The sequence below is a fragment of the Dinoroseobacter sp. S124A genome, from assembly GCF_049801015.1.
GTDB lineage: Bacteria > Pseudomonadota > Alphaproteobacteria > Rhodobacterales > Rhodobacteraceae > Dinoroseobacter.
Map to the genome: position 1 here is coordinate 94,493 of NZ_JBNAGD010000003.1, position 20,473 is coordinate 114,965.

Below are 20,473 nucleotides of genomic sequence, written 5' to 3' on the forward strand. Positions count from 1 at the left end.
GGATGACCGACATACGCGCCAAGGGGATGGCCACATCCGGCGGCAGCTCGATGCAGAGCGCGGCCGAGCTCCGGGTTCAGGGCGGACATGCCCGGCTCTTTGGGGCCGAGGGCGGGTTGATGGCCGAGAACGCGCTGAGTGATGTAACCATCGAACCGCGGCTCGGAGCGCTGCCCCGCAAATTGCGGTTTCAAAACGGCGCGGAATTCGAAAGCGAGGATTTCGACGCCATCGCCACGCTGGACCCACCCGGGTTCTGGTCGCACCTGCACGGGCTCGAACGGTTTCACCCCCGCCTGATCCTCTTCGTGATCGGCGGGTTGCTCGGTGGCTGGCTGGTGTACACGGTCGCGCTGGCGGTTTTGGTCAATGTGGCGGTCGCGCTGACCCCTGCGCCCCTGATCCATGCCATGGACCGCAGCACGCTCGCGGCCATGGATGCCACGATCGGGCGTCCAACCCAGCTGAGCGCGGGGCAGCAGGCAGGTGCGCGCGAGATTTTCGAGGATCTGCGGGCGGTGGTGCCGGACCGCGCAATCGCCGAAGAGCTGACGCTGGAGTTCCGCGCCCTGCCCGGCCTCGGGCCCAACGCGCTCGCCCTGCCCGGCGGCACGGTCGTGCTGACCGATGCGCTGACGAACCAGTTCGACGATGATGTGATTGCTGCCGTGCTTGGCCATGAAATGGCCCATGTGATGGAGAAACACGCGCTCAAGCGGCTCTATCGCTCCCTCGGGATCTACGTGATGGTCGCGCTGATCGCCGGGGAAACGGGTCCGCTGCTCGAGGATGTGCTGCTCGAGGGGAATGTCCTGCTCTCGCTCTCCTTCTCGCGCGAGCAGGAAACCGAGGCCGATCAGGTCGGCCTGCGGCTGGCGGATGCGGCGGGGTATGATCCCGCGGGCCTCAAGGAGTTCTTCGAAGCCCTCGCCGCCGAGGTTGGTGATGGCGGTGGCTGGCTTTCGACCCATCCCGGCAACCGAGACCGGATCGACGATATCGACGCCTATCTGGATGCGCGCTAGCCGTCAGGAAAGCTTTCTAGCGGCCAGCTCCTCATAGATCTCCAGCGCCTCGGGCAGGAGCGGGGACTCCGTCTCGGGCAGCGGCCCTTCGGGACCGGCAAACCCGGTGGAGCGGTGCACCGCCCCGTACCAATGCCGGGCCCAGACCCCGTCCTCGGGGCGGCCCCCGGCAGGCCAGGACAGCATCGCCGGATCGTAAGACAGACCAATCTCGGCACATATCCGCTGCAGCATGCCCGCAGGGTCCGCGCGGATATCGGCGCTGTCCACGACGACTCCGCCGATCTTGTCAAACAGCGCGCTCTGCTGAGGGAACCCGATATCCTCCAGCGTCATCTCCGCCCGTTTCGCCCCGTAGCTCGCAATCACCCGGGCAGGATGGCGGATCAGGTGCACGTTCACGCACGCCTCGGCCCAATCCACCGGCACGCCCGGGACCATATGGTGGGGCATATGCTTCATGTAGAGATGGGGCACCCCCTCGGGGATGGGCGCCAGGCAGGATGCGGCGATCACCTGCGGGTCGGTTTCATGGGCGGCGATGATCTCTTCGGCCATGGGGTGATCCTGACCGGTCAGGGCGAGATAGGCGCCGTAGAACGGCTCGTCGCGCACGGCACAATCAGCCCGCGCGCCGAAGCTGTACATCATCGCTGTCGACAGGTTGCGTGGCCCGCTCCACATGGCGATCCGCATCACGCAGCCCCCCCAGTGACACGCTCACCAATCGCGGCGGCCGCGAGTCCTGCTGCAAGGCCGCATCTGAAAATGTTGAGATCTGTAACCATTCGCCCGTGATTTCCCCTGTTTTCCGCCGAAGTTAGACCCGGATTGAAACATAGCCAAGCTTTGCCTCACCACTGCGTGACCTCACGGGCCGGTGACTTGAGCCTGTGCGACAGCTCGCGGCAAAATACCCCCATCGCAAGGAGGCCTTTATGACCCATCCCTCGTTCCCCTTCCCGAATTTCGCCCGGTTCAAGCCGGTGCTTCTGGCCGTGGCGATCGTGCTCGGCATCGCCGCGGAATGCCAGCAGGCCCATGCCGGCGGCACTGAGAAGATCGTCGTGGCGGGCGGCTGTTTCTGGTGCGTCGAGAAAGACTTCGAACAAGTGCCTGGCGTGATCGAGGTGGTCTCCGGCTACGCGGGCGGCACGGTCGACAACCCGAGCTACAAGCAGGTGACGCGCGGCGGAACCGGCCATCTGGAAGTGGTCGAGATCGAGTATGACCCGCGCAAGGTCTCCACGCGCGAGATCCTCGACAAGTTCCTGCGCAGCATCGACCCGCTGGATGCGGGCGGGCAGTTCTGCGACCGCGGGCACAGCTATACAACGGCGATCTTCGCCACCTCGGCCCAACGTGCCGATGCCGAAGCCGCCGTGGCTCAGGCGGAGGCCGATCTCGGCCGCAAGATTGTCACCCCGATCCGCGAGGCCGCGACCTTCTTCGAGGCGGAAGACTACCACCAGGATTACTACAAGTCGCAAACCCGCGTCCTCACCCGGTTCGGACCCAAGACCAAGGCCGAAGCCTATAAGCGGTACCGCAAGGGCTGCGGACGCGATGCCCGGGTCAAGGCGATCTGGGGCGACGCCGCTCCCTTTACCGGAAGCTGAACGCGCTTCACCCATCCCCATCGCAAAAGGCCCCGAAAGGGGCCTTTTTCATGTCGGCGCTGAGGCGGTGACGTCACCGGCCGCAAAACCGATCCAGCGATGCGCGTCCGCGCGGTCCGCAAGGACCGCGCCCCCTAGCCCACCTTGCAGGCCGCCAGAACTGCCATGTTGAGAATGTCATTGGCCGTCGATGTCGCCGAGCAGAGCTGGATCGGCTTGCCCACGCCCGACAGGATCGGCCCGATCACCGTCGCATCGCCGAGCTGCTGCATCAGCTTGACCGAAATCGAGGCCGAGTGCCGCGCCGGCACCACCAACACATTCGCAGGCCCCGTGAGGCGGCAGAACGGGTATTGCTCCATGATGTCCGGGTCGAGCGCCACATCCACGGTCATCTCGCCATCATACTCGAAATCGGCACCGCGCTCGTCCAGAACACGGGGCGCTTCATGCATCTTTGTGGCCCGCTCCGAGACCGGATAGCCAAAGGTCGAGAAGCTGACAAAGGCCACACGAGGCTCGAGACCCAGAGACCGCGCCGTCCCGGCCGCCCGCGTCGCGATATCCGCCAGATCCGTCTGGCTCGGCCATTCATGGACCAGCGTATCCGCGATCAGCACGATCCGCCCCTTCACCAAAAGCGCCGTCACCCCGACCGCGCCATCCTCGGCGGTGGCGTCGAACACCGTGTTGATCAGCCCCAGAACATGGGCCGATTTCCGGGTCGCCCCGGTCACAAGTCCATCCCCATGCCCATGTGCCAGCATCAGCGACGAGAACACATGCCGGTCCCGCGCCGCCAGACGGTGCACATCGGACCGGTCATAGCCCTTGCGTTGCAGCCGGGTGTAGAGCAGCTCCTTGTAGCTGTCCAAATGCCGGGTGTTCCGCGCATTCACGATCTCCAGCTCACGGTAAGCATCGCCGATCCCCGCGGCCTCCAACCGTTCGCGCACGTCATCCTCGCGACCCACGACCAGCGCTTTGCCAAGGCCGGACCGTTGGTAGGTCACCGCAGCCCGCAAAACGCGGATATCGTCGCCCTCGGCAAAGATCATGCGCGCCTGTGTGCCCTTTGCCCGGGCAAACATGCCCTGCAGCATCGAGGCTGTCGGATCCATCCGCGCGCGCAGCGACTGCTCGTAGCCCGCCATGTCCACGATGGGTTTGCGCGCCACACCCGTATCCATCCCGGCACGCGCCACGGCGGGCGGCACCGTATGGATCAGGCGCGGATCGAACGGCGTCGGAATGATGTAATCCCGGCCAAAGCTCAGCTTGCGGCCATAGGCCAGCGCGACCTCGTCGGGCACATCCTCCCGGGCAAGCTCGGCCAGAGCCTGCGCACAGGCGATCTTCATCTCGTCATTGATGGCCCGTGCCCGGATATCCAGCGCGCCGCGGAACAGATACGGAAAGCCGAGCACGTTATTCACCTGGTTCGGGTAATCCGAACGGCCGGTGGCGACGATGGCGTCGGGGCGAATGGCGTGGGCCTCTTCCGGGGTGATTTCCGGATCCGGGTTCGCCATGGCAAAGATCACCGGATCATCCGCCATGGATTGAAGCATCTCCGCCGTCACCGCACCCTTGACCGAGACACCGAGGAACACGTCGGCTCCCTTCATCGCCTCGGTCAGCGTGCGCAGATCCGTCCGCGCCGCATGGGCCGATTTCCACTGGTTCATACCCTCGGTGCGACCCTGATAGATCACGCCCTTGGTGTCGCAGACGATGCAATTGTCATGCTTGGCGCCCATCGCCTTCACAAGCTCGATACAGGCGATCCCTGCCGCGCCCGCCCCATTCAGAACGATGCGGCAGTCTTCGATCTTCTTGCCAGTGATATGCAGCGCGTTCAGCAGCCCCGCCGCCGTGATCACCGCCGTGCCGTGTTGGTCATCATGGAAGACCGGGATGTCCATCTCTTCCTTGAGGCGCTGCTCGATGATGAAGCATTCGGGCGCCTTGATATCCTCGAGATTGATCCCGCCAAAGGTCGGCCCCATCAGCTTGACCGCCTGAATGATCGCGGAGGGATCCTCGGTGTCGAGCTCGATATCGATGGAGTTCACATCCGCGAACCGTTTGAAAAGGACCGACTTCCCCTCCATCACCGGCTTGGAGGCCAGCGCGCCCAGATTGCCGAGCCCCAGCACAGCCGAGCCGTTCGAGACCACCGCCACAAGGTTGCCCTTGGTCGTGTAGTCATAGGCCGTCTCGGGATTTTCGGCGATCGCTTCGCAGGGCACGGCGACGCCGGGCGAATAGGCCAGGCTCAGATCTCGCTGGGTACTCATGGGGGTCGAGGCATTGACCGTCAGCTTGCCCGGGGTCGGCTCCAGATGGTAGGCGAGCGCGTCCTCGCGGGTGATCTTGTTGTTGCCGGCCATGGTCTCTCCTCCTCAACGGTCCGACTGGTGTAACGAGGTTGGCGGGGTGCCTCAACACCTTGCACGCACGGGCGATTGCGACTTTCGCACCGGCGCGCAGAGGCATACTCTGCGCGCGGGCAAGGGGGATGCAGGTGGCCAGCACAACCGTGACGCCGATGATGGCGCAATACCTGGAGATCAAGGCAGATCACGCGGATGCGCTGCTGTTCTACCGGATGGGTGATTTCTACGAGATGTTCTTTGACGACGCCGTCGAGGCGGCGGCGGCGCTCGACATCGCGCTGACCAAACGCGGCAAGCATAATGGCGACGACATCCCCATGTGCGGCGTCCCCGTGCATGCCGCCGAGGGCTATCTGCTCACCCTGATCCGCAAGGGGTTTCGGGTCGCCGTCTGCGAGCAGATCGAGGATCCCGCCGAGGCCAAGAAGCGTGGCTCGAAATCGGTGGTTAAACGGGCGGTGCAGCGGTTGGTCACGCCGGGCACCCTGACCGAGGCCAGCCTGCTTGAGGCACGGCGCAACAACTACCTTGCGGCCTTCGCGGTCGTGCGGGACGAGGCGGCGATGGCCTGGGTCGATATCTCGACCGGCGAGTTCCGCGTCATGGCCTGCCCCCCGGCGCGGCTGCCGCTGGAACTGGCGCGTCTTACCCCGCGCGAGGTGCTACTGACCGAGCAGAGCGATCTGCGCGCGCTCGTCGAAGAGCACCGGGCGGCCGCGACCGAAATCTCCCGCGCGAGCTTTGACAGCACCGGCGCCGTCGGGCGGCTCTGCCGGCTCTATGGTGTGGCGGATCTGGATGCGTTCGGCAGTTTCGAGCGCGCGGATCTGTCGGCCATGGGGGCGATTGTCGGCTATCTGGAACTGACGCAGAAGGGCAAGCTGCCCCTGCTGCGCAAGCCGGTGAAGGAACGCGCCCAGCGCAGCCTACAGATCGACGCCGCGACCCGGCGCAATCTGGAGCTGACCCAATCCCTCTCCGGTGGGCGCGACGGCGCGCTTCTGTCGGTGATCGACCGGACCGCGACGGCCCAGGGCGCGCGGCTGCTGGCCCGGCGACTGGCGAGCCCCTCGGCGGATCTGAACGTGATCCGCGGCCGGCTGGACGGGGTGCGGCACGGGCTTGAGGCGCCTGACCTTCTGGACATAGTGCGCAGCGCGCTGGCACAGGTCCCGGATATGGATCGCGCCCTGTCGCGTCTGGCCCTTGAACGGGGCGGTCCACGGGACCTCGCCGCCATTCGCAACGGGCTGGCTCAAGCCGAGGCTTTGGCCGAAGCGCTGCCCGAGGACGGGCTTCCCCCGCTCTGGGCCCAGTCAAAGAGCCGCTTTTTCGGCCATGACGCCCTGTGCGATCTGCTGGAGGAGGCGCTCATTGCCGAACCTCCGCTGCTGGCGCGGGATGGCGGGTTCGTCGCCTCCGGGTTCGAGCCAGAACTCGATGAGGCCCGCCAGCTGCGCGACGAGGGGCGCGGCGTGATTGCGGGGATGCAGGCGGACTATGCCGAGGTCACCGGGGTCAGCTCCCTAAAGGTGAAGCACAACAATGTGCTGGGCTATTTCATCGAAACCACCGCGACCCATGCGGACAAGATGCTGTCCCCGCCCCTGTCCGAGCGGTTCATCCACCGTCAGACGACCGCGAACGCGGTGCGTTTTACAACGGTGGAGCTGTCGGAGCTTGAGACACGGATCCTGAATGCCGGGGGCCGAGCGCTGGCCCTTGAGAAGGCCGTGTTCGAACGGCTCCGCGCGGCGATCCTGGATCAGGCAGCGGTTCTGTCCGATTGCGCCCGCGCGCTCGCCGAGCTCGACGTGATGACGGCCATGGCCGTACTCGCCCGCGACGAAGACTGGTGCGCCCCGCAGGTGGATGACAGCCGCCGGTTCGAGATCACGGGCGGACGCCATCCGGTGGTCGAGGCCGCCTTGCGCGCCACCGGCAGCCCGTTTGTACGCAATGACTGCGACCTGAGCGCGGATGACGCTGCGATCTGGCTGCTGACCGGGCCAAACATGGCGGGTAAGTCGACCTTCCTCCGGCAAAACGCATTGATCGCGATCCTCGCCCAGATGGGCAGCTATGTCCCCGCCGAGGCCGCACATATCGGGCTCGTCACGCAGGTTTTCAGCCGGGTGGGCGCATCGGATGATCTGGCCCGGGGCCGCTCGACCTTCATGGTCGAGATGGTCGAAACCGCGGCGATCCTGAACCAGGCCGGGGATCGGGCGCTGGTCATCCTCGACGAGATCGGGCGCGGCACCGCGACCTATGACGGGCTCTCGATCGCCTGGGCCACGATGGAGCATCTGCACAGCGTCAACCGCTGTCGGGCCCTGTTTGCCACCCATTACCATGAGATGACCGGCCTCGCGACGCAGCTGCCCGGTGTCGAGAACGCGACGGTTTCGGTCAAGGAGTGGGAGGGCGACGTGATCTTCCTCCACGAGGTGCGGCGCGGGGCTGCGGATCGCTCCTACGGGGTTCAGGTGGCCAAGCTTGCGGGCCTGCCGGAGAGCGTGGTGGCCCGGGCCCGCGCGGTGCTGGACACGCTGGAATCCGGGGAGCGGGAGGGCGGCAATCCAGCCAAAGCCTTGCTGGAGGATCTGCCCCTTTTTGCGAGCGCGCCGCCCCCGGCCCCGGTTGCCCCGGCCTCGCATCCTGTGGAAGACCGTCTTGCCGAGATCTCCCCAGACGCGCTCAGTCCGCGCGAGGCGCTAGACCTGATCTATGAGTTGAAGACGCTCTCAGAAGACGAGGCGGGCAAGAAACCCTTGTGAAGAGCCTGTTTCCGGTCCCTCATCGCGAGCTCCGGACATAAAAAAGCCCCCACCGGCACGAACCGGCGGGGGCTTTTCGATCTGTGAGGCGTTTAGCTTGCCGGGGTCGAGGATACCCCGACATGAGCCGGGCGCAGCAACCGGTCATGGAGGAGGAAGCCCTCGGACATGACCTGAATGATGCCGCCCGCCGGAATGTTCGGCACCGGGGCTTCGAACATCGCTTGGTGAAGCTGCGGATCAAACGTATCGCCCACTTCGGGCGCAATCGGCGTGATGCCATGCTTGCCAAAGACATTGAGGATCTCGCGCATGGTCAGCTCCACGCCTTCGATCATGCCGCCTGCGATCTCGCGCTGGCTGTCATCAACGGTATCGAGCGCACGGCGCAGGTTGTCGAACACCGGCAGCATGTCGCGCGCAAGCTTGGAGCCGCCATATTGTTCGGCTTCGCGACGATCCCGCTCGCCACGCTTGCGGATGTTCTCGGCCTCGGCCAGCGAGCGCATGAGCCGATCCTTCAGCTCGTCCCGCTCGGCAATGATCGCCTCGACCCCGGGACCGGGGGCATCGGGCCCCTCTTCCGCAAGGGCGGCTTCCATTTCGGCATTGGCGGCCTCTTCTTCCGCGGCAATCTCCGCGTCGACCTCAGCGAAAATGTCTTCTTCGGTTTTGGGGTCTGCCATCTCTTCGTTTCCTCTATGCCCGGTCGCCCAGGATCTTGCCGACCAGTTGCGCTGTATACTCCACCACCGGAACGACTCGTCCGTAATTCAGTCGGGTCGGTCCGATCACACCAACGGCTCCGATAATCTTGCGGTCCGCGTTCATATAAGGGCTGACGACCAGAGAGGAACCCGAAAGTGAGAAAAGCTTGTTCTCTGAACCGATAAAAATGCGCACACCCTCGCCCGTCTCGGCCAGATCGAGGAAAGCGGCGATATCCCGCTTGCGTTCCAGATCGTCAAAAAGCTCGCGCACCCGTTCCAGGTCCTCGGAGGGCGGACCATCGCCCAGCAGGTTCGCGCGGCCCCGCACGATCAACCGCTCGCTCGATTCGCCCGCATCCTGCCAGACGGCAGTTCCGGCCTCGACCAGCGCCGCGGCGATGCGGTCCAGCTCACTGCGCCGTGTCGCAATCTCGCGCCCGATGACATCGGACAGCTCGGACAGGGTGCGACCCTCGGCCAGAGCATTCAGGAAATTCGCAGCCTCACGCATGGAGGACGGCGTCTGCCCCGGCGGAGGCGAAAACACCCGGTTCTCCACATGGCCATCGGCAAAGACCAGCACCACCAGAGCGCGGTCCGGTCCAAGGCTGACGAACTCGATATGCTTGATCGGCGCGGATTCGTGCTTTGGCGTAAGCACAAGGCTCGCTCCTTGCGTGATCCCCGAGAGGGCCGAGCCCACACGATCCAGCAAGGTGCCCACATCATTGTTCTCACCCGCCGAGGATTCGATCGTCTCGCGATCCTCGCGCGACAGATCCCCAACCTCGAGCAAACCGTCCACGAACATCCGCAAACCAAGCTGCGTCGGGATCCGACCGCTGGAGATATGAGGCGAGTCGAGCAGCCCGAGATATTCCAGATCCTGCATCACGTTCCGGATCGTCGCGGCCGAGACCTTTTCCGACATGCTGCGCGTCAGGGTGCGGCTGCCCACCGGGTCGCCCGAGCTCAGATAGCCTTCGACCACCCGGCGAAACACCTCGCGGGAGCGATCGTTCATTTCTGCCATCACCTGGGATCGGTCATCCATCGGGTCGCGCGCCTTTGTCATGCTCACCAGAACGGCTTGGGGGCCGCTCTTTTATTTCACGCCCAACTCTGGCGTCAACGGCTTGCCATTTAGATAAGGGCGCGCCTATCTGGCGCAAATAGCGAAAGGATCGTCATGCGACCGTCAGGACGTCAAGTCAATGAAATGCGCGCTGTCTCCATCGAGACCGGGTTCACGAAACATGCCGAGGGCTCCTGCCTGGTTTCCATGGGCGAAACCCGCGTCTTGTGCACGGCCTCGGTCGAAGAGCGCGTGCCCCCCTTCCTGCGCAATTCCGGACTGGGCTGGGTCACGGCGGAATACGGCATGCTGCCCCGCGCGACCCATACACGGGGGCGACGCGAAGCCGCAGCGGGCAAGCAATCGGGCCGAACACAGGAAATTCAGCGTCTGATCGGGCGCAGCCTGCGGGCGGGTGTGGACCGGGTCGCCCTGGGCGAACGGCAGATCACCGTGGATTGCGACGTGATCCAGGCGGATGGCGGCACACGCTGCGCGTCGATCACCGGAGCCTGGGTTGCCTTGCGTCTGGCCGTGAACAAGCTGATGAAAACCGGCGACATCATCACCGATCCGCTGATGGATCACGTAGCCGCCGTGTCCTGCGGGATCTACGCGGGTCAGCCCGTCCTCGATCTGGACTACGCCGAGGATTCCGAGGCCGGCACGGACGCGAATTTCGTGATGACCGGATCTGGGGGCCTGATCGAGGTTCAGGGCTCTGCCGAGGGCGCACCCTTCTCGCGCGATGCGTTGAACACGCTGATGGATCTGGCCGAAGCCGGTGTCGCAGAGCTGGTTGCAGCTCAGAAAGCGGCCGTCGGCCAATGACCCTCTTTGCCGACAAGACCCTGCTCGTCGCCAGTCACAACAAGGGCAAGATCGAAGAGATTGCCCATCTGCTGGAGCCTTACGGCATCGCCGTGACCTCGGCGGCCGAGCATGGTCTGTCGGAACCCGAGGAAACCGAAACGACCTTTGTCGGCAATGCCCGGATCAAGGCTCATTACGCCGCGAAAGAGACCGGTTTGCCCGCCCTTGCCGATGATAGCGGGTTGGAGGTCGACGCACTCGACGGTGCGCCCGGTGTCTACACGGCAGATTGGGCCGAGACCCCGACGGGACGCGATTTCAAGATGGCCATGGCCAAGGTGCATGACGCGCTCTTGGCGAAGGGCGCCGCAACCCCTTGGCGGGCACGGTTCTGCTGCACGCTGGTGCTCGCCCTGCCCGACGGGACGGACCACGTTTTTCCCGGCACCATGGATGGTCAATTGGTCTGGCCTATGCGCGGCGATCAGGGACATGGCTATGATCCGGTGTTCCAGCCCGATGGCTATGACATTACCTTTGGTGAGATGGACCGGTGGGAGAAGAACAAGATCAGCCACCGCGCCGATGCTTTCGCGAAGTTCAAGGCGGCGTGTTTTCCGGAGGGGTCATGAGACGCCTGATATCCTCAGGATCGCCCTTTGAGGCCGAAATTGGCTACTCCCGGGCGGTTGTACAGGGGGATTGGTGCTTCCTGTCGGGCGTCACCGGGTATGACTACACGACCATGAGCTTGCCATTGGGCGTCGAAGACCAAGCAAGTAATTGTTTTAAAACGATATTTAGTGTCCTAGAGGAAGCTGATTTCAGCCCCGATACGATCTGCCGGGTCCAATACACGCTATCGGACCGCGCGCTGGCCCAGAAGGTCATCCCCGTTCTTGGCGCCGCCCTGGGTGAGATCCGTCCGGCCGCCACTATGGTCTTTGCCGGGCTGCTGGAGCCCGAAATGCTGATCGAGATCGAAGTTACGGCGTTCAAAGGCTAGCCGCGATGGAGGATTGGCAGCATGGCGGCTTCGGGCTCTATCTGCACTGGCCGTTCTGCGCCTCCAAATGCCCCTATTGCGACTTCAACAGCCATGTCCGCGATCGCGTTGATCAGGATCTGTGGCGAACCGCGTTGCTCTCTGAAATCGACCGCGTCGGTCAGGAAACCAAGGGTCGGACGCTGGATACCGTGTTCTTTGGCGGCGGCACACCGTCTCTGATGGATCCCGACTTGGTGGCGGATCTGATGGATCGGATCCGGGCCACTTGGCGGACCTCGAACAGTTTCGAAACGAGCTTGGAGGCGAATCCAAGCTCTGTCGAAGCCGGACGCTTCCGTGCGTATCGGGATGCCGGGATCAACCGCGTGTCCATGGGGGTGCAAGCGCTGAACGATCGCGACCTGCGGGCTTTGGGTCGGCTGCACAGCGTCGCCGAGGCCCGCAAGGCCTTTGACATCGCGCGGGACTGCTTTGATCGGGTGAGCTTTGACCTGATTTATGCCAGGCAAGACCTGACCCTGCAGGATTGGGAGGCTGAGCTCAAAACGGCTCTAAATATGGCGGTTGACCACCTGTCGCTCTATCAGCTCACCATTGAGCCCGGCACGGCGTTTGGCGCACGCGCGGCCATTGGACGGCTCCCGGGCCTGCCGGACGAGGATCTCGGCGCCGACATGTATGAGCGCACGCAGGAGATATGCGGGGTGGCGGGCATGCCCGCCTATGAGGTTTCAAACCATGCCCGCCCCGATGCCATGTCACGTCATAACCTGATCTATTGGCGCTACGGAGATTACGCAGGGGTCGGTCCCGGGGCGCATGGACGCCTGTCGCTCACGTCCGGGAAATGGGCGACCTCAACCCATCTCTCGCCAGAAAAATGGCTGGACGCGGTTCAGAAGACCGGAAACGGTGAAACCCCGCGTTCCCGAATTCCCTTCGCAGATCAAGCCGATGAGATGTTGATGATGGGGCTGCGCCTTCATGACGGTGTTTCAACGGACCGATATGAAGCGCTCTCGGGACATGCCCTTCCTGTGGAACCCCTCAACGAGTTGATCGAAACCGGTCTTCTGAAACTGGACGGAACGCAGCTGCGCGCCACTTCTTCCGGTATGATGGTGTTAAACGCAGTCCTGCGGCAGCTTTTGGTGGCGCATACATGAGGGTTCTTTGGGTCACGGGCGGCTCGGCCGCGCTTGGACTTGGGGTTATCGGGATCGTATTCCCCCTTTTGCCCACGGTTCCGTTTCTGCTCCTCGCGGCATTCTGCTACGCGCGAGGGTCGGATCGGCTGCACCTCTGGCTCATTGAGCATCCAAGATTGGGACAACCCATTCTCGACTGGCAGGAACGCGGCGCCATCAGCTTGCGTGCAAAATGGATGGCCAGTGCGTCTATTCTGGCCGCCTTTTCGATCAGTCTGATCCTCGGCGTTGCGCCCTACGTCCTCGCGATCCAGGCTGTCGTTCTGAGCCTCGTTTCGATATTTATCTGGTCGCGACCGAGCGACTAGAGCTCACCCGCCAAGACGGCGACACAGGTCATCCAGTTCGTCCAGGGATCCATACTTGATCGTCAGAGCGCCGGATTCCCCGTTCGGTTTGTGGTCAATCGAGACGGGCATTCCCAGATTGGCACCAAGGTCGAGCTCCAAAGCCCGGGTATCGGCGTCTTTCTCGAGTTTACCGGAAGCTGGCTTCTTCGCGGTCGGGGGTTTCGCCGTCACACCTTTGGCCAGCCGCTCAGCATCCCGTACAGACAGACCCTTTTGAATGATCTCCCGCGCGAGCGCACTGGGCGTATCCGCGGTGATAAGCGCGCGCGCGTGACCAATGGTCAGGTCACCGGCGGCAAGGAAGTCCAGAACATCCTCGGGCAACGACATCAGACGCAACATGTTGGCTATATGACTGCGGCTTTTACCTAGAGCTTGTGCCAGACGCTCCTGAGTGTGTCCGAAGCGGTCCATGAGTTGACGATAGCCCTGCGCTTCTTCAACAGGGTTGAGATCCGCCCTCTGAATGTTCTCGATAATCGCGACTTCCAGAGATTCCGTGTCGGACAAGTCGCGCACCAGAACAGGAATATCGTGTTGCTGCGCGAGCTGAGACGCGCGCCAACGGCGTTCGCCCGCAACGATCTGGTACATCTCCGCGTCGTCCGGGTCCTTGCGCACGATCAATGGCTGAAGAACGCCCTTTTCCCGGATCGATTCCGCAAGACTGTCCAAGTCTTCCTGCAGAAAAACGCGACGGGGCTGATCCGGGTTGGGCCGGACCGTTTCAATGGGAACACGGAGATCCGCGCTTGTTGCACGCTCCGCGGGGGCCTGATCTGCGTTCTCAGGGGTGCCGATATTCACATCGGCCATCAAAGCTGACAGGCCACGCCCGAGCCCGCGACGTTCCGCTTTCTTGTCTGCGCTCATCTCTTTCCCTCTCAGGCAACCAGGCTGTGACGTTCGAGTATTTCTTCGGCAAGGCCTAGATAGGCCTGCGACCCCAGCGATGTCGGGTCATATTTGATAACCGGCATCGCATAAGAAGGTGCCTCGCTAACGCGCACATTCCTTGGAATAATCGTCTTGAAAATAAGGTCACCAAGGTTCTCTCGCGCGTCTTCTTCAACCTGCCGCGACAGATTATTCCTGCGATCGTACATTGTAAGGACAACACCCTCGATCCGAAGTTTCGGGTTTGCCGTCTCGCGCACCTCGCGGACAGACATCAGCAACTGAGACAACCCTTCGAGCGCGAAGAATTCGCTTTGCAACGGTACGAGCACGGAATCCGCCGCCACCATTGCGTTGATCGTCAGAAGGTTCAGGCTTGGAGGGCAATCGACCAGAACATAGTCGATCCTCTGAGGCATATTAGAGAGCTGGGTCAAAGCCGTCCGAAGTTTGAACACACGACGGCTATTGGAAATGAGCTCGATATCCGCCGAGCTCAGGTCGGTCGTCGCCGCTGCAAGGTAAAGGTTGTCGATTGATGTTTCACGTGAAACATCAGCGATCGACGCGTTCTCAATAAGGAGGTCATAGGTTGACAGCGTCCGCTCCTCCGGCGGAAATCCCAGACCGGTGGACGCATTTCCCTGCGGATCAAGGTCGATAATGAGCACCGATTTACCTGAGAGAGCCAAAGCTGTTGCCAGGTTGATCGCCGTCGTCGTTTTGCCAACCCCCCCCTTCTGATTGGCAATCGCAATAACACGCGAGCGGGGTTGGTGCGAAAATTCAGACACGCGCGAAAGCTCCAACTTCTAGAATAACGGTTCCCGGCTCGGTTTGACTGGGGTGGGCCTTGAAATCAAAATCCCACATTTTCCGCGCTGCGGCCAGTTCCTTTTCATAAGATTTGCCCTTGGGAAACAGAGAAACGCCTTCAGGCTTCCGGTGCCGTTCGGATGCGTCCAACAGTGAAGGAAGCGCGGCAAATGCCCGAGCTGTTACAAGATCTGCCTCCAGGGGTTCTATCGCTTCAACACGGTCATTGAGAACTCTGACATTAACACCGACTTCGCGAGCGACAGTCCTGAGAAAAACCGCCTTTCGGCTGTCAGATTCGACGCAGGTCACAGTGAACTCTGGACGCTGTTCAGACGCGAGGATTCCAAGAACCATCGCTGGAAACCCGGCTCCAGATCCGAAATCTACGAGGCTTTCGACACAATGAGGGATAAACTCATACAGTTGGGCAGAATCGACAATATGGCGTTCCCACAGTTCCGGCACAGTACTCGGAGCAATCAGATTGATCCTCTTCGTCCATTTCTTGGTAAGAGCTTCGTAAATCTGGAGCCGTTCGCGTGTTTCACGTGAAACATCCTGCAAGACCATTCCCAGACTCAAACAGCTTTGCGCAAGGAGCGCTTGCGTACGGACGACAAAATCAACGTCAGCGCGGCCGGTGTCACCCCCTCAATCCGGGCAGCCTGCCCGAGATTATCTGGACGAGCCGCCTCGAGCTTTTGACGCACCTCGTTCGACAGCCCCGCAATCGTTGAATAATCTAGATCTATCGGCAGTTCGAGCGCCTCATCCTTTTTCATTGCTTCAACGTCCCGCTGCTGACGCGCAACATAATGCGCGTAAGTTGCTTCGATCTTAGCCTGGGCGGCAACCGACGCTTCCACCTCAAGCTCCCGCCAAATGCCAGATAACTGATCAAAGCCTACGCTCGGCAATGCAAGCAAATCCAATCCTGTGCGACGACGGCCATCCTCATTCACATGAAGACCCGCTAGGTTCGCTTGCTTGGGTGTTAGAGAGCGCTCGTTGAGCAAGTCGAGTGCTGAACGCAGCGCCTCACTCTTCCGAGAGAATACCTTGCTCCGCTCAGGTCCAACGCATCCCAGCTCAATACCGAGCGGCGTCAGCCTTTGATCTGCATTGTCGCAGCGCAGCGCGAGGCGATACTCAGCGCGAGACGTGAACATTCTGTACGGCTCAGCGACACCATGGGTGACCAAATCATCAATCATAACCCCGATATACGACGTCGATCGACTTGGAACAAAGTTGCGATCTGGGGCAAGTGCGGCATTCAATCCCGCGACAAGGCCTTGCGCCGCAGCTTCTTCGTACCCTGTTGTTCCATTGATCTGTCCCGCCAAGTACAGTCCGTTCAATCCCCGAACCGCCAGAGTATGATCTAAAGCTCGGGGATCCACATAGTCATACTCGATCGCATAACCTAGCTGCAGAATCTCTGCCTGCTCCAACCCTTTGATACTTCGCACATAATCATTCTGAACATCTTCCGGCAAGGAGGTCGAGATCCCGTTCGGATATACTGTATTGGTCTCGAGTCCCTCGGGCTCGAGGAAGATTTGGTGAGATATCTTGTCAGCGAACCGGACAATCTTGTCTTCGATGGATGGACAGTATCGGGGCCCTACCCCCTCGATGTGCCCGCCATACATCGCTGAGCGATCGAGGTTCTGCCGGATGATATCGTGCGTATGTGGGTTTGTATGGGTGATCCCGCAGGAAATCTGCCGCGCGGTCGGTGCCGACGACAGGAATGAGAACATCGTTGGGTCGACGTCCCCAGGCTGACTTTCCAGAGACGACCAATCAATAGTTCGTCCATCAAGCCTTGGCGGAGTCCCGGTTTTCAGTCGCCCCAGGCGCAGGTCAAAACTATCAAAGCGTTCAGCCAGTCTGATCGAAGGCCGATCTCCAATCCGGCCGCCGGAGAAACTCCGATCACCGATGTGAATTACCCCGCGCAAGAAAGTTCCCGTTGTAACGATAACCGAGCTCGCACGAATCTCTGCTCCATCTGCGAGAACGACGCCCTCAATCGCAGTTCCCTGTTGGATGAGATCAGCCACCTCGCCCGCTATCAGTTGCAGCGATGGCAGAGACTCCATCTCCCGCCGCATTTCCCTTTGATAAATCTTGCGGTCACTTTGTGCACGGGGTCCTTGGACAGCTGGTCCCTTCCGCTGGTTCAGAAGTCGAAACTGAATTCCTGCCTTATCTGCCACGCGCCCCATGACACCGTCCATGGCATCGATCTCGCGCACCAGATGGCCTTTGCCCAAGCCCCCAATCGCCGGATTGCAGGACATGACCCCGATATTGTCGAGCGACAACGTAATGAGGGCCGTGCGAGCACCCAGCCGCGCTGAAGCAGCAGCTGCCTCAGTACCGGCATGGCCGCCACCGATTACAATCACATCGAAGTCGGTTTGTTTCACGTGAAACACTCCCTCACTTGCCGAGGCAAAAACTGGAGAAAATATCGCCGAGCACATCTTCGATACCGATGCGTCCGACGAGAGATTCGAGATAGCTGGTTGCTTGACGCAGGTCTTCTACCACCAACTCGACCGGCAGGTCACTGGCAATTCCACTGCGCGCAGACTGAATGGAGGTCGAAGCGTTTTCGAATGCAACCCTGTGACGCGCGTGCGTTGCTGTTCCGACCGAAATCGCGCGATCCGAGAGCCGCGCATGTATGGCATCGATCAAAGAGCTCACCCCGGCACCGGTCTTACCCGACACCGATAGGTCGGTAACCTCGGCCGTAAGATCCGCTTTCGCATGAACAACGAGGTCGTCGGAGAGTGCATCAACCCCGATCGGCAAAGCACCATCCTCGGTCAGAATCACGCGCAAGTCCGAGCGGGATCCTCGTTCCAGCGCGCGGGAGATGCCGATCTGCTCGATCTCATCTGCGGTCTCTCGAAGACCGGCGGTATCCAACATCGTCACCGGAAGACCCTTGAGATCCATCCGAACTTCGACAACATCGCGCGTTGTTCCAGCAATGTGAGACGTAATCGCCGCGTCCCGCCCGGCCAGCGCATTGAGCAAAGTTGACTTGCCCACATTAGGCGCCCCGATAATGGCTACTTCGAACCCGGTTCGAATTCGCTCGGCAACGTAGCTGCCATCGATCTCAGACTGGAAGTCCCGCGCCAGATCGGACAGCAGCGCCCCAACTTCCGGATAGACATCCTCTGGAACTTCTTCATCGGCGAAATCGATCGTTACTTCGAGCAAAGCCATAGCCCGGATCAACGAGGCACGCCATGCCTCGACCTTTGCCCCCAAATGTCCTGAGAACGTCCGGAGCGCCTGTTTCCTCTGCGCCTCGGTCTCGGATTCTATGAGATCCGCAAGGCCTTCGACCTGTGCAAGATCCAGGCGGTCATTCTCCAAAGCTCGCCGTGTAAACTCCCCGGGTTCCGCGAGACGGGCATCGTCGAACTCAGACAACCGCGCAAGCAGTGCCGAGATGATCGCTTGCGACCCATGTATCTGAAATTCAACGATGTTTTCGCCGGTAAAGCTATTCGGTGCCGCAAAACACAACACCAATGCCTGGTCCAGAAACTCCCCGTCCCGATCTGTCAGATTACGGAGGGCAGAGAACCTCGGCGCGGGTAAAGACCCTGCAACAGCCTGCCCCAGCACCAAGGCGCTGGGACCGCTGATCCGTATCACGGCGACACCAGATTTGCCCGGCGCCGTGGCCAGCGCAAAGATCGTGTCCATAGCCGTGTCCCGGTACGATTTAGGTGTTCATCGAGTCGAAGAATTCGGAGTTTGTCTTCGTCTGCTTCAACTTCGAAATCAGGAACTCGATCGCATCCGTGGTGCCCATCGGGTTCAGGATGCGGCGCAATACGAAGGTCTTCTGCAGATCCTTGGAATCGACCAGCAGGTCTTCCTTCCGTGTCCCGGATTTGAGGATATCCATCGCAGGGAAGACACGTTTGTCAGCAACCTTGCGATCCAAGACGATCTCGGAGTTACCCGTGCCTTTGAACTCTTCGAAGATCACTTCGTCCATCCGCGAGCCCGTATCGATCAGAGCCGTCGCGATGATCGTCAGCGATCCGCCCTCTTCGATGTTCCGTGCAGCACCGAAGAAGCGCTTGGGGCGCTGCAAGGCGTTCGCATCCACACCACCGGTCAGCACCTTGCCCGAGGACGGCACCACAGTGTTGAAGGCCCGGCCAAGACGGGTGATCGAGTCCAGCAGGATCACGACGTCGCGCTTGTGCTCGACAAGCCGCTTCGCCTTCTCGATCACCATCTCCGAGACCGCCACGTGACGTGAGGCCGGCTCGTCGAAGGTCGAGGAGATAACCTCCCCCTTCACAGACCGCTGCATATCCGTGACTTCCTCAGGCCGTTCATCGATCAGCAGAACCATAAGGTAGCATTCCGGGTGGTTCGCGGCGATGCTCTTGGCGATGTTCTGCAGCAGCACCGTCTTACCGGTCCGCGGCGGCGCCACGATGAGCGACCGCTGCCCCTTCCCGATCGGTGCCACCAGATCGATGATCCGGGCGGAACGGTCGCGGATCGTCGGATCCTCGATCTCCATCTTCAGGCGCTCATCCGGATAGAGCGGCGTCAGGTTGTCGAAGCTCACCTTGTGGCGTGCCATTTCCGGGTCCTGGAAATTGACCTGGCTGACCGAGGTGATCGCGAAATAACGCTCATTCTCACGCGGAGCCTGAATGACACCTTCAACGGTGTCACCGGTGCGCAGGGAGTGCTGGCGGATCTTCTCGGGCGAGACATAGATGTCATCCGGTCCCGGCAGATAGTTTGCCTCAGGCGAGCGCAGGAAGCCGAAGCCGTCCTGCATCACTTCGAGCACGCCATCGCCGGAAATCTCCCAGCCGTCTTCGGCCCGTTCCTTGAGGATGGCGAACATCATGTCGCCCTTGCGCATGGTCGACGCGTTCTCGACCTCCAGCTCTTCAGCCAGAGGGAGAAGGTCAGCCGGGCTCATGGCTTTGAGGTCAGCGAGGGCAAGACGCTCTTGAGTCATAGGGATATCCCATACTGGCGCCACATGGGGCGCAGATCATATGTATTCAGTGAGAGAACGCCTCCGGACGGAGGGTTGGCGGCTGTCCTAGACCGGCGCGCGGTCTGAGTCAATCATTCTGGACACTGCGTTCAGAATGGACGGGCAATTACCGAGAACACAATGACCAGCATCAGCACTGTCGGCACCTCATTCATCTTTCGGTAACCAGTTCCCGTCACAGTCGCAGTACCGGCCAGAAGCTGCTTGCGTTGACCGGCACACCACATGTGAAACCACGTCATGCCAAGGATCGCCGCGAACTTCGTATAGGGCCAGATCGCCCCCCAATCCACCACACCGGGTGTCATCACCAGCCAGAGCCCAAAAACCCAGCTCGAGATCATTGCCGGGTTCATGATCGCCCGCAGCAGCCGGCGCTCCATCGTCTGAAACAGCTCCTTGGTCTGACCAGTGACCGCGTCGGATTCCACGTGATAGACAAAGAGCCGGGGAAGGTAAAACAGACCTGCCATCCAGGCGATCACAGAGATCACGTGAAGCGACTTGATCCAGAGATAAAGGTCCATCTGACTTCCTTCATTGGTCTGATCTTCTATTCATAAAATATAAAGAAAAGAAAAGATGATGATGATGTAGGTACTGGGGATAAGTCGAATTCTTTGATTATGCACAGGGTTGTTCACTTGGGGATGAGTTTTCCCGGTTCTGTGGATGAAACCAATTGATTCAGATAA

Annotated in this window: 19 protein-coding genes; 8 read left to right on the forward strand and 11 right to left on the reverse strand. The window is 61.2% G+C overall.

The window, feature by feature from the left end:
- The first annotated feature begins 2 nt into the window (after positions 1-2).
- Positions 3-1,025: a M48 family metallopeptidase gene (locus tag ACP15I_RS08295; RefSeq protein WP_424974688.1), complete on the forward strand. Its 1,023-nt coding sequence runs from the start codon at positions 3-5 to the stop codon at positions 1,023-1,025.
- 3 nt (positions 1,026-1,028) lie between these two features.
- On the opposite strand, the gene ACP15I_RS08300 is transcribed toward ACP15I_RS08295, so the two are convergent.
- Positions 1,029-1,721: an HAD family hydrolase gene (locus tag ACP15I_RS08300; RefSeq protein WP_424966566.1), complete on the reverse strand. Its 693-nt coding sequence runs from the start codon at positions 1,719-1,721 to the stop codon at positions 1,029-1,031.
- A gap of 242 nt (positions 1,722-1,963) precedes the next feature.
- On the opposite strand from ACP15I_RS08300, the gene msrA reads away from it, so the two are divergent.
- Positions 1,964-2,644 (forward strand): peptide-methionine (S)-S-oxide reductase MsrA, encoded by a 681-nt coding sequence (gene msrA / locus ACP15I_RS08305; RefSeq protein ID WP_424974689.1) that lies wholly within the window; start codon positions 1,964-1,966, stop codon positions 2,642-2,644.
- A 134-nt stretch (positions 2,645-2,778) separates the two neighbouring features.
- Here the strand turns inward: msrA and ACP15I_RS08310 are convergent, their stop codons facing one another.
- A complete protein-coding gene (locus ACP15I_RS08310) occupies positions 2,779-5,037 on the reverse strand; it encodes an NADP-dependent malic enzyme (protein ID WP_424974690.1) in 2,259 nt (752 codons plus the stop codon).
- A gap of 134 nt (positions 5,038-5,171) precedes the next feature.
- Between ACP15I_RS08310 and mutS the strand changes: the two genes are divergently transcribed.
- Positions 5,172-7,823: a DNA mismatch repair protein MutS gene (gene mutS / locus ACP15I_RS08315; RefSeq protein WP_424974691.1), complete on the forward strand. Its 2,652-nt coding sequence runs from the start codon at positions 5,172-5,174 to the stop codon at positions 7,821-7,823.
- Between the two features lie 92 nt (positions 7,824-7,915).
- Here mutS and ACP15I_RS08320 read toward each other — a convergent pair whose 3' ends face one another.
- Together ACP15I_RS08320 and hrcA are read right to left on the reverse strand one after the other, a co-directional pair.
- Positions 7,916-8,509 (reverse strand): nucleotide exchange factor GrpE, encoded by a 594-nt coding sequence (locus ACP15I_RS08320; RefSeq protein WP_424966129.1) that lies wholly within the window; start codon positions 8,507-8,509, stop codon positions 7,916-7,918.
- A 13-nt stretch (positions 8,510-8,522) separates the two neighbouring features.
- Positions 8,523-9,566, reverse strand: coding sequence for a heat-inducible transcriptional repressor HrcA (hrcA, locus tag ACP15I_RS08325; RefSeq protein WP_424966567.1), 1,044 nt, complete (start codon positions 9,564-9,566; stop codon positions 8,523-8,525).
- A gap of 156 nt (positions 9,567-9,722) precedes the next feature.
- On the opposite strand from hrcA, the gene rph reads away from it, so the two are divergent.
- Genes rph through ACP15I_RS08350 form a run of 5 tightly spaced genes read left to right on the forward strand, consistent with a single transcriptional unit; the run spans position 9,723 to position 12,946 of the window.
- A complete protein-coding gene (gene rph / locus ACP15I_RS08330) occupies positions 9,723-10,439 on the forward strand; it encodes a ribonuclease PH (protein ID WP_424974692.1) in 717 nt (238 codons plus the stop codon).
- Positions 10,436-11,053, forward strand: coding sequence for an RdgB/HAM1 family non-canonical purine NTP pyrophosphatase (gene rdgB, locus ACP15I_RS08335; RefSeq protein ID WP_424974693.1), 618 nt, complete (start codon positions 10,436-10,438; stop codon positions 11,051-11,053). Before rph ends, rdgB begins: the two co-directional genes overlap by 4 nt.
- A complete protein-coding gene (locus tag ACP15I_RS08340) occupies positions 11,050-11,427 on the forward strand; it encodes a RidA family protein (RefSeq protein ID WP_424974694.1) in 378 nt (125 codons plus the stop codon). The genes rdgB and ACP15I_RS08340 overlap by 4 nt, the downstream gene beginning before the upstream one ends.
- A gap of 5 nt (positions 11,428-11,432) precedes the next feature.
- Positions 11,433-12,596: a radical SAM family heme chaperone HemW gene (hemW, locus tag ACP15I_RS08345; protein ID WP_424974695.1), complete on the forward strand. Its 1,164-nt coding sequence runs from the start codon at positions 11,433-11,435 to the stop codon at positions 12,594-12,596.
- Positions 12,593-12,946, forward strand: coding sequence for a YbaN family protein (locus ACP15I_RS08350; protein WP_424974696.1), 354 nt, complete (start codon positions 12,593-12,595; stop codon positions 12,944-12,946). Before hemW ends, ACP15I_RS08350 begins: the two co-directional genes overlap by 4 nt.
- A gap of 3 nt (positions 12,947-12,949) precedes the next feature.
- On the opposite strand, the gene ACP15I_RS08355 is transcribed toward ACP15I_RS08350, so the two are convergent.
- From ACP15I_RS08355 to ACP15I_RS08385, 7 genes are all read right to left on the reverse strand, one after another.
- Positions 12,950-13,861 (reverse strand): ParB/RepB/Spo0J family partition protein, encoded by a 912-nt coding sequence (locus ACP15I_RS08355; protein WP_424974697.1) that lies wholly within the window; start codon positions 13,859-13,861, stop codon positions 12,950-12,952.
- An 11-nt stretch (positions 13,862-13,872) separates the two neighbouring features.
- Complete coding sequence (locus ACP15I_RS08360; RefSeq protein WP_424974698.1) at positions 13,873-14,679, reverse strand: ParA family protein; 807 nt, start codon at positions 14,677-14,679, stop codon at positions 13,873-13,875.
- On the reverse strand, positions 14,672-15,274 hold the full coding sequence (rsmG, locus tag ACP15I_RS08365; RefSeq protein ID WP_424974699.1) for a 16S rRNA (guanine(527)-N(7))-methyltransferase RsmG: 603 nt from the start codon (positions 15,272-15,274) through the stop codon (positions 14,672-14,674). Before rsmG ends, ACP15I_RS08360 begins: the two co-directional genes overlap by 8 nt.
- Positions 15,275-15,282: 8 nt before the next feature.
- Positions 15,283-17,142, reverse strand: a complete 1,860-nt coding sequence (gene mnmG, locus ACP15I_RS08370) for a tRNA uridine-5-carboxymethylaminomethyl(34) synthesis enzyme MnmG (protein ID WP_424974700.1) — start codon at positions 17,140-17,142, stop codon at positions 15,283-15,285.
- Positions 17,143-17,155: 13 nt separating this feature from the next.
- Positions 17,156-18,445, reverse strand: coding sequence for a tRNA uridine-5-carboxymethylaminomethyl(34) synthesis GTPase MnmE (gene mnmE, locus ACP15I_RS08375; RefSeq protein WP_424974701.1), 1,290 nt, complete (start codon positions 18,443-18,445; stop codon positions 17,156-17,158).
- 19 nt (positions 18,446-18,464) lie between these two features.
- The gene (rho, locus tag ACP15I_RS08380) at positions 18,465-19,736 is read right to left on the reverse strand and encodes a transcription termination factor Rho (protein ID WP_424966140.1); all 1,272 of its coding nucleotides are present in this window, start codon (positions 19,734-19,736) and stop codon (positions 18,465-18,467) included.
- 131 nt (positions 19,737-19,867) lie between these two features.
- A complete protein-coding gene (locus ACP15I_RS08385) occupies positions 19,868-20,305 on the reverse strand; it encodes a CopD family protein (RefSeq protein ID WP_424974702.1) in 438 nt (145 codons plus the stop codon).
- Positions 20,306-20,473 lie beyond the last annotated feature (168 nt).

Excerpts from the sequence above, each read along its gene's own strand:
- hrcA (WP_424966567.1), bottom strand. The coding sequence starts at position 9,566 with ATGGCAGAAATGAACGATCGCTCCCGCGAGGTGTTTCGCCGGGTGGTC.
- mnmE (WP_424974701.1), bottom strand. The coding sequence starts at position 18,445 with ATGGACACGATCTTTGCGCTGGCCACGGCGCCGGGCAAATCTGGTGTC.
- rph (WP_424974692.1), top strand. The coding sequence starts at position 9,723 with ATGCGACCGTCAGGACGTCAAGTCAATGAAATGCGCGCTGTCTCCATC.
- ACP15I_RS08310 (WP_424974690.1), bottom strand. The coding sequence starts at position 5,037 with ATGGCCGGCAACAACAAGATCACCCGCGAGGACGCGCTCGCCTACCAT.
- rho (WP_424966140.1), bottom strand. The coding sequence starts at position 19,736 with ATGACTCAAGAGCGTCTTGCCCTCGCTGACCTCAAAGCCATGAGCCCG.
- hemW (WP_424974695.1), top strand. The coding sequence starts at position 11,433 with ATGGAGGATTGGCAGCATGGCGGCTTCGGGCTCTATCTGCACTGGCCG.
- ACP15I_RS08295 (WP_424974688.1), top strand. The coding sequence starts at position 3 with ATGACCGACATACGCGCCAAGGGGATGGCCACATCCGGCGGCAGCTCG.
- ACP15I_RS08320 (WP_424966129.1), bottom strand. The coding sequence starts at position 8,509 with ATGGCAGACCCCAAAACCGAAGAAGACATTTTCGCTGAGGTCGACGCG.
- rsmG (WP_424974699.1), bottom strand. The coding sequence starts at position 15,274 with ATGGTCTTGCAGGATGTTTCACGTGAAACACGCGAACGGCTCCAGATT.
- ACP15I_RS08385 (WP_424974702.1), bottom strand. The coding sequence starts at position 20,305 with ATGGACCTTTATCTCTGGATCAAGTCGCTTCACGTGATCTCTGTGATC.
- rdgB (WP_424974693.1), top strand. The coding sequence starts at position 10,436 with ATGACCCTCTTTGCCGACAAGACCCTGCTCGTCGCCAGTCACAACAAG.
- ACP15I_RS08300 (WP_424966566.1), bottom strand. The coding sequence starts at position 1,721 with ATGCGGATCGCCATGTGGAGCGGGCCACGCAACCTGTCGACAGCGATG.
- ACP15I_RS08340 (WP_424974694.1), top strand. The coding sequence starts at position 11,050 with ATGAGACGCCTGATATCCTCAGGATCGCCCTTTGAGGCCGAAATTGGC.
- ACP15I_RS08350 (WP_424974696.1), top strand. The coding sequence starts at position 12,593 with ATGAGGGTTCTTTGGGTCACGGGCGGCTCGGCCGCGCTTGGACTTGGG.
- msrA (WP_424974689.1), top strand. The coding sequence starts at position 1,964 with ATGACCCATCCCTCGTTCCCCTTCCCGAATTTCGCCCGGTTCAAGCCG.
- ACP15I_RS08355 (WP_424974697.1), bottom strand. The coding sequence starts at position 13,861 with ATGAGCGCAGACAAGAAAGCGGAACGTCGCGGGCTCGGGCGTGGCCTG.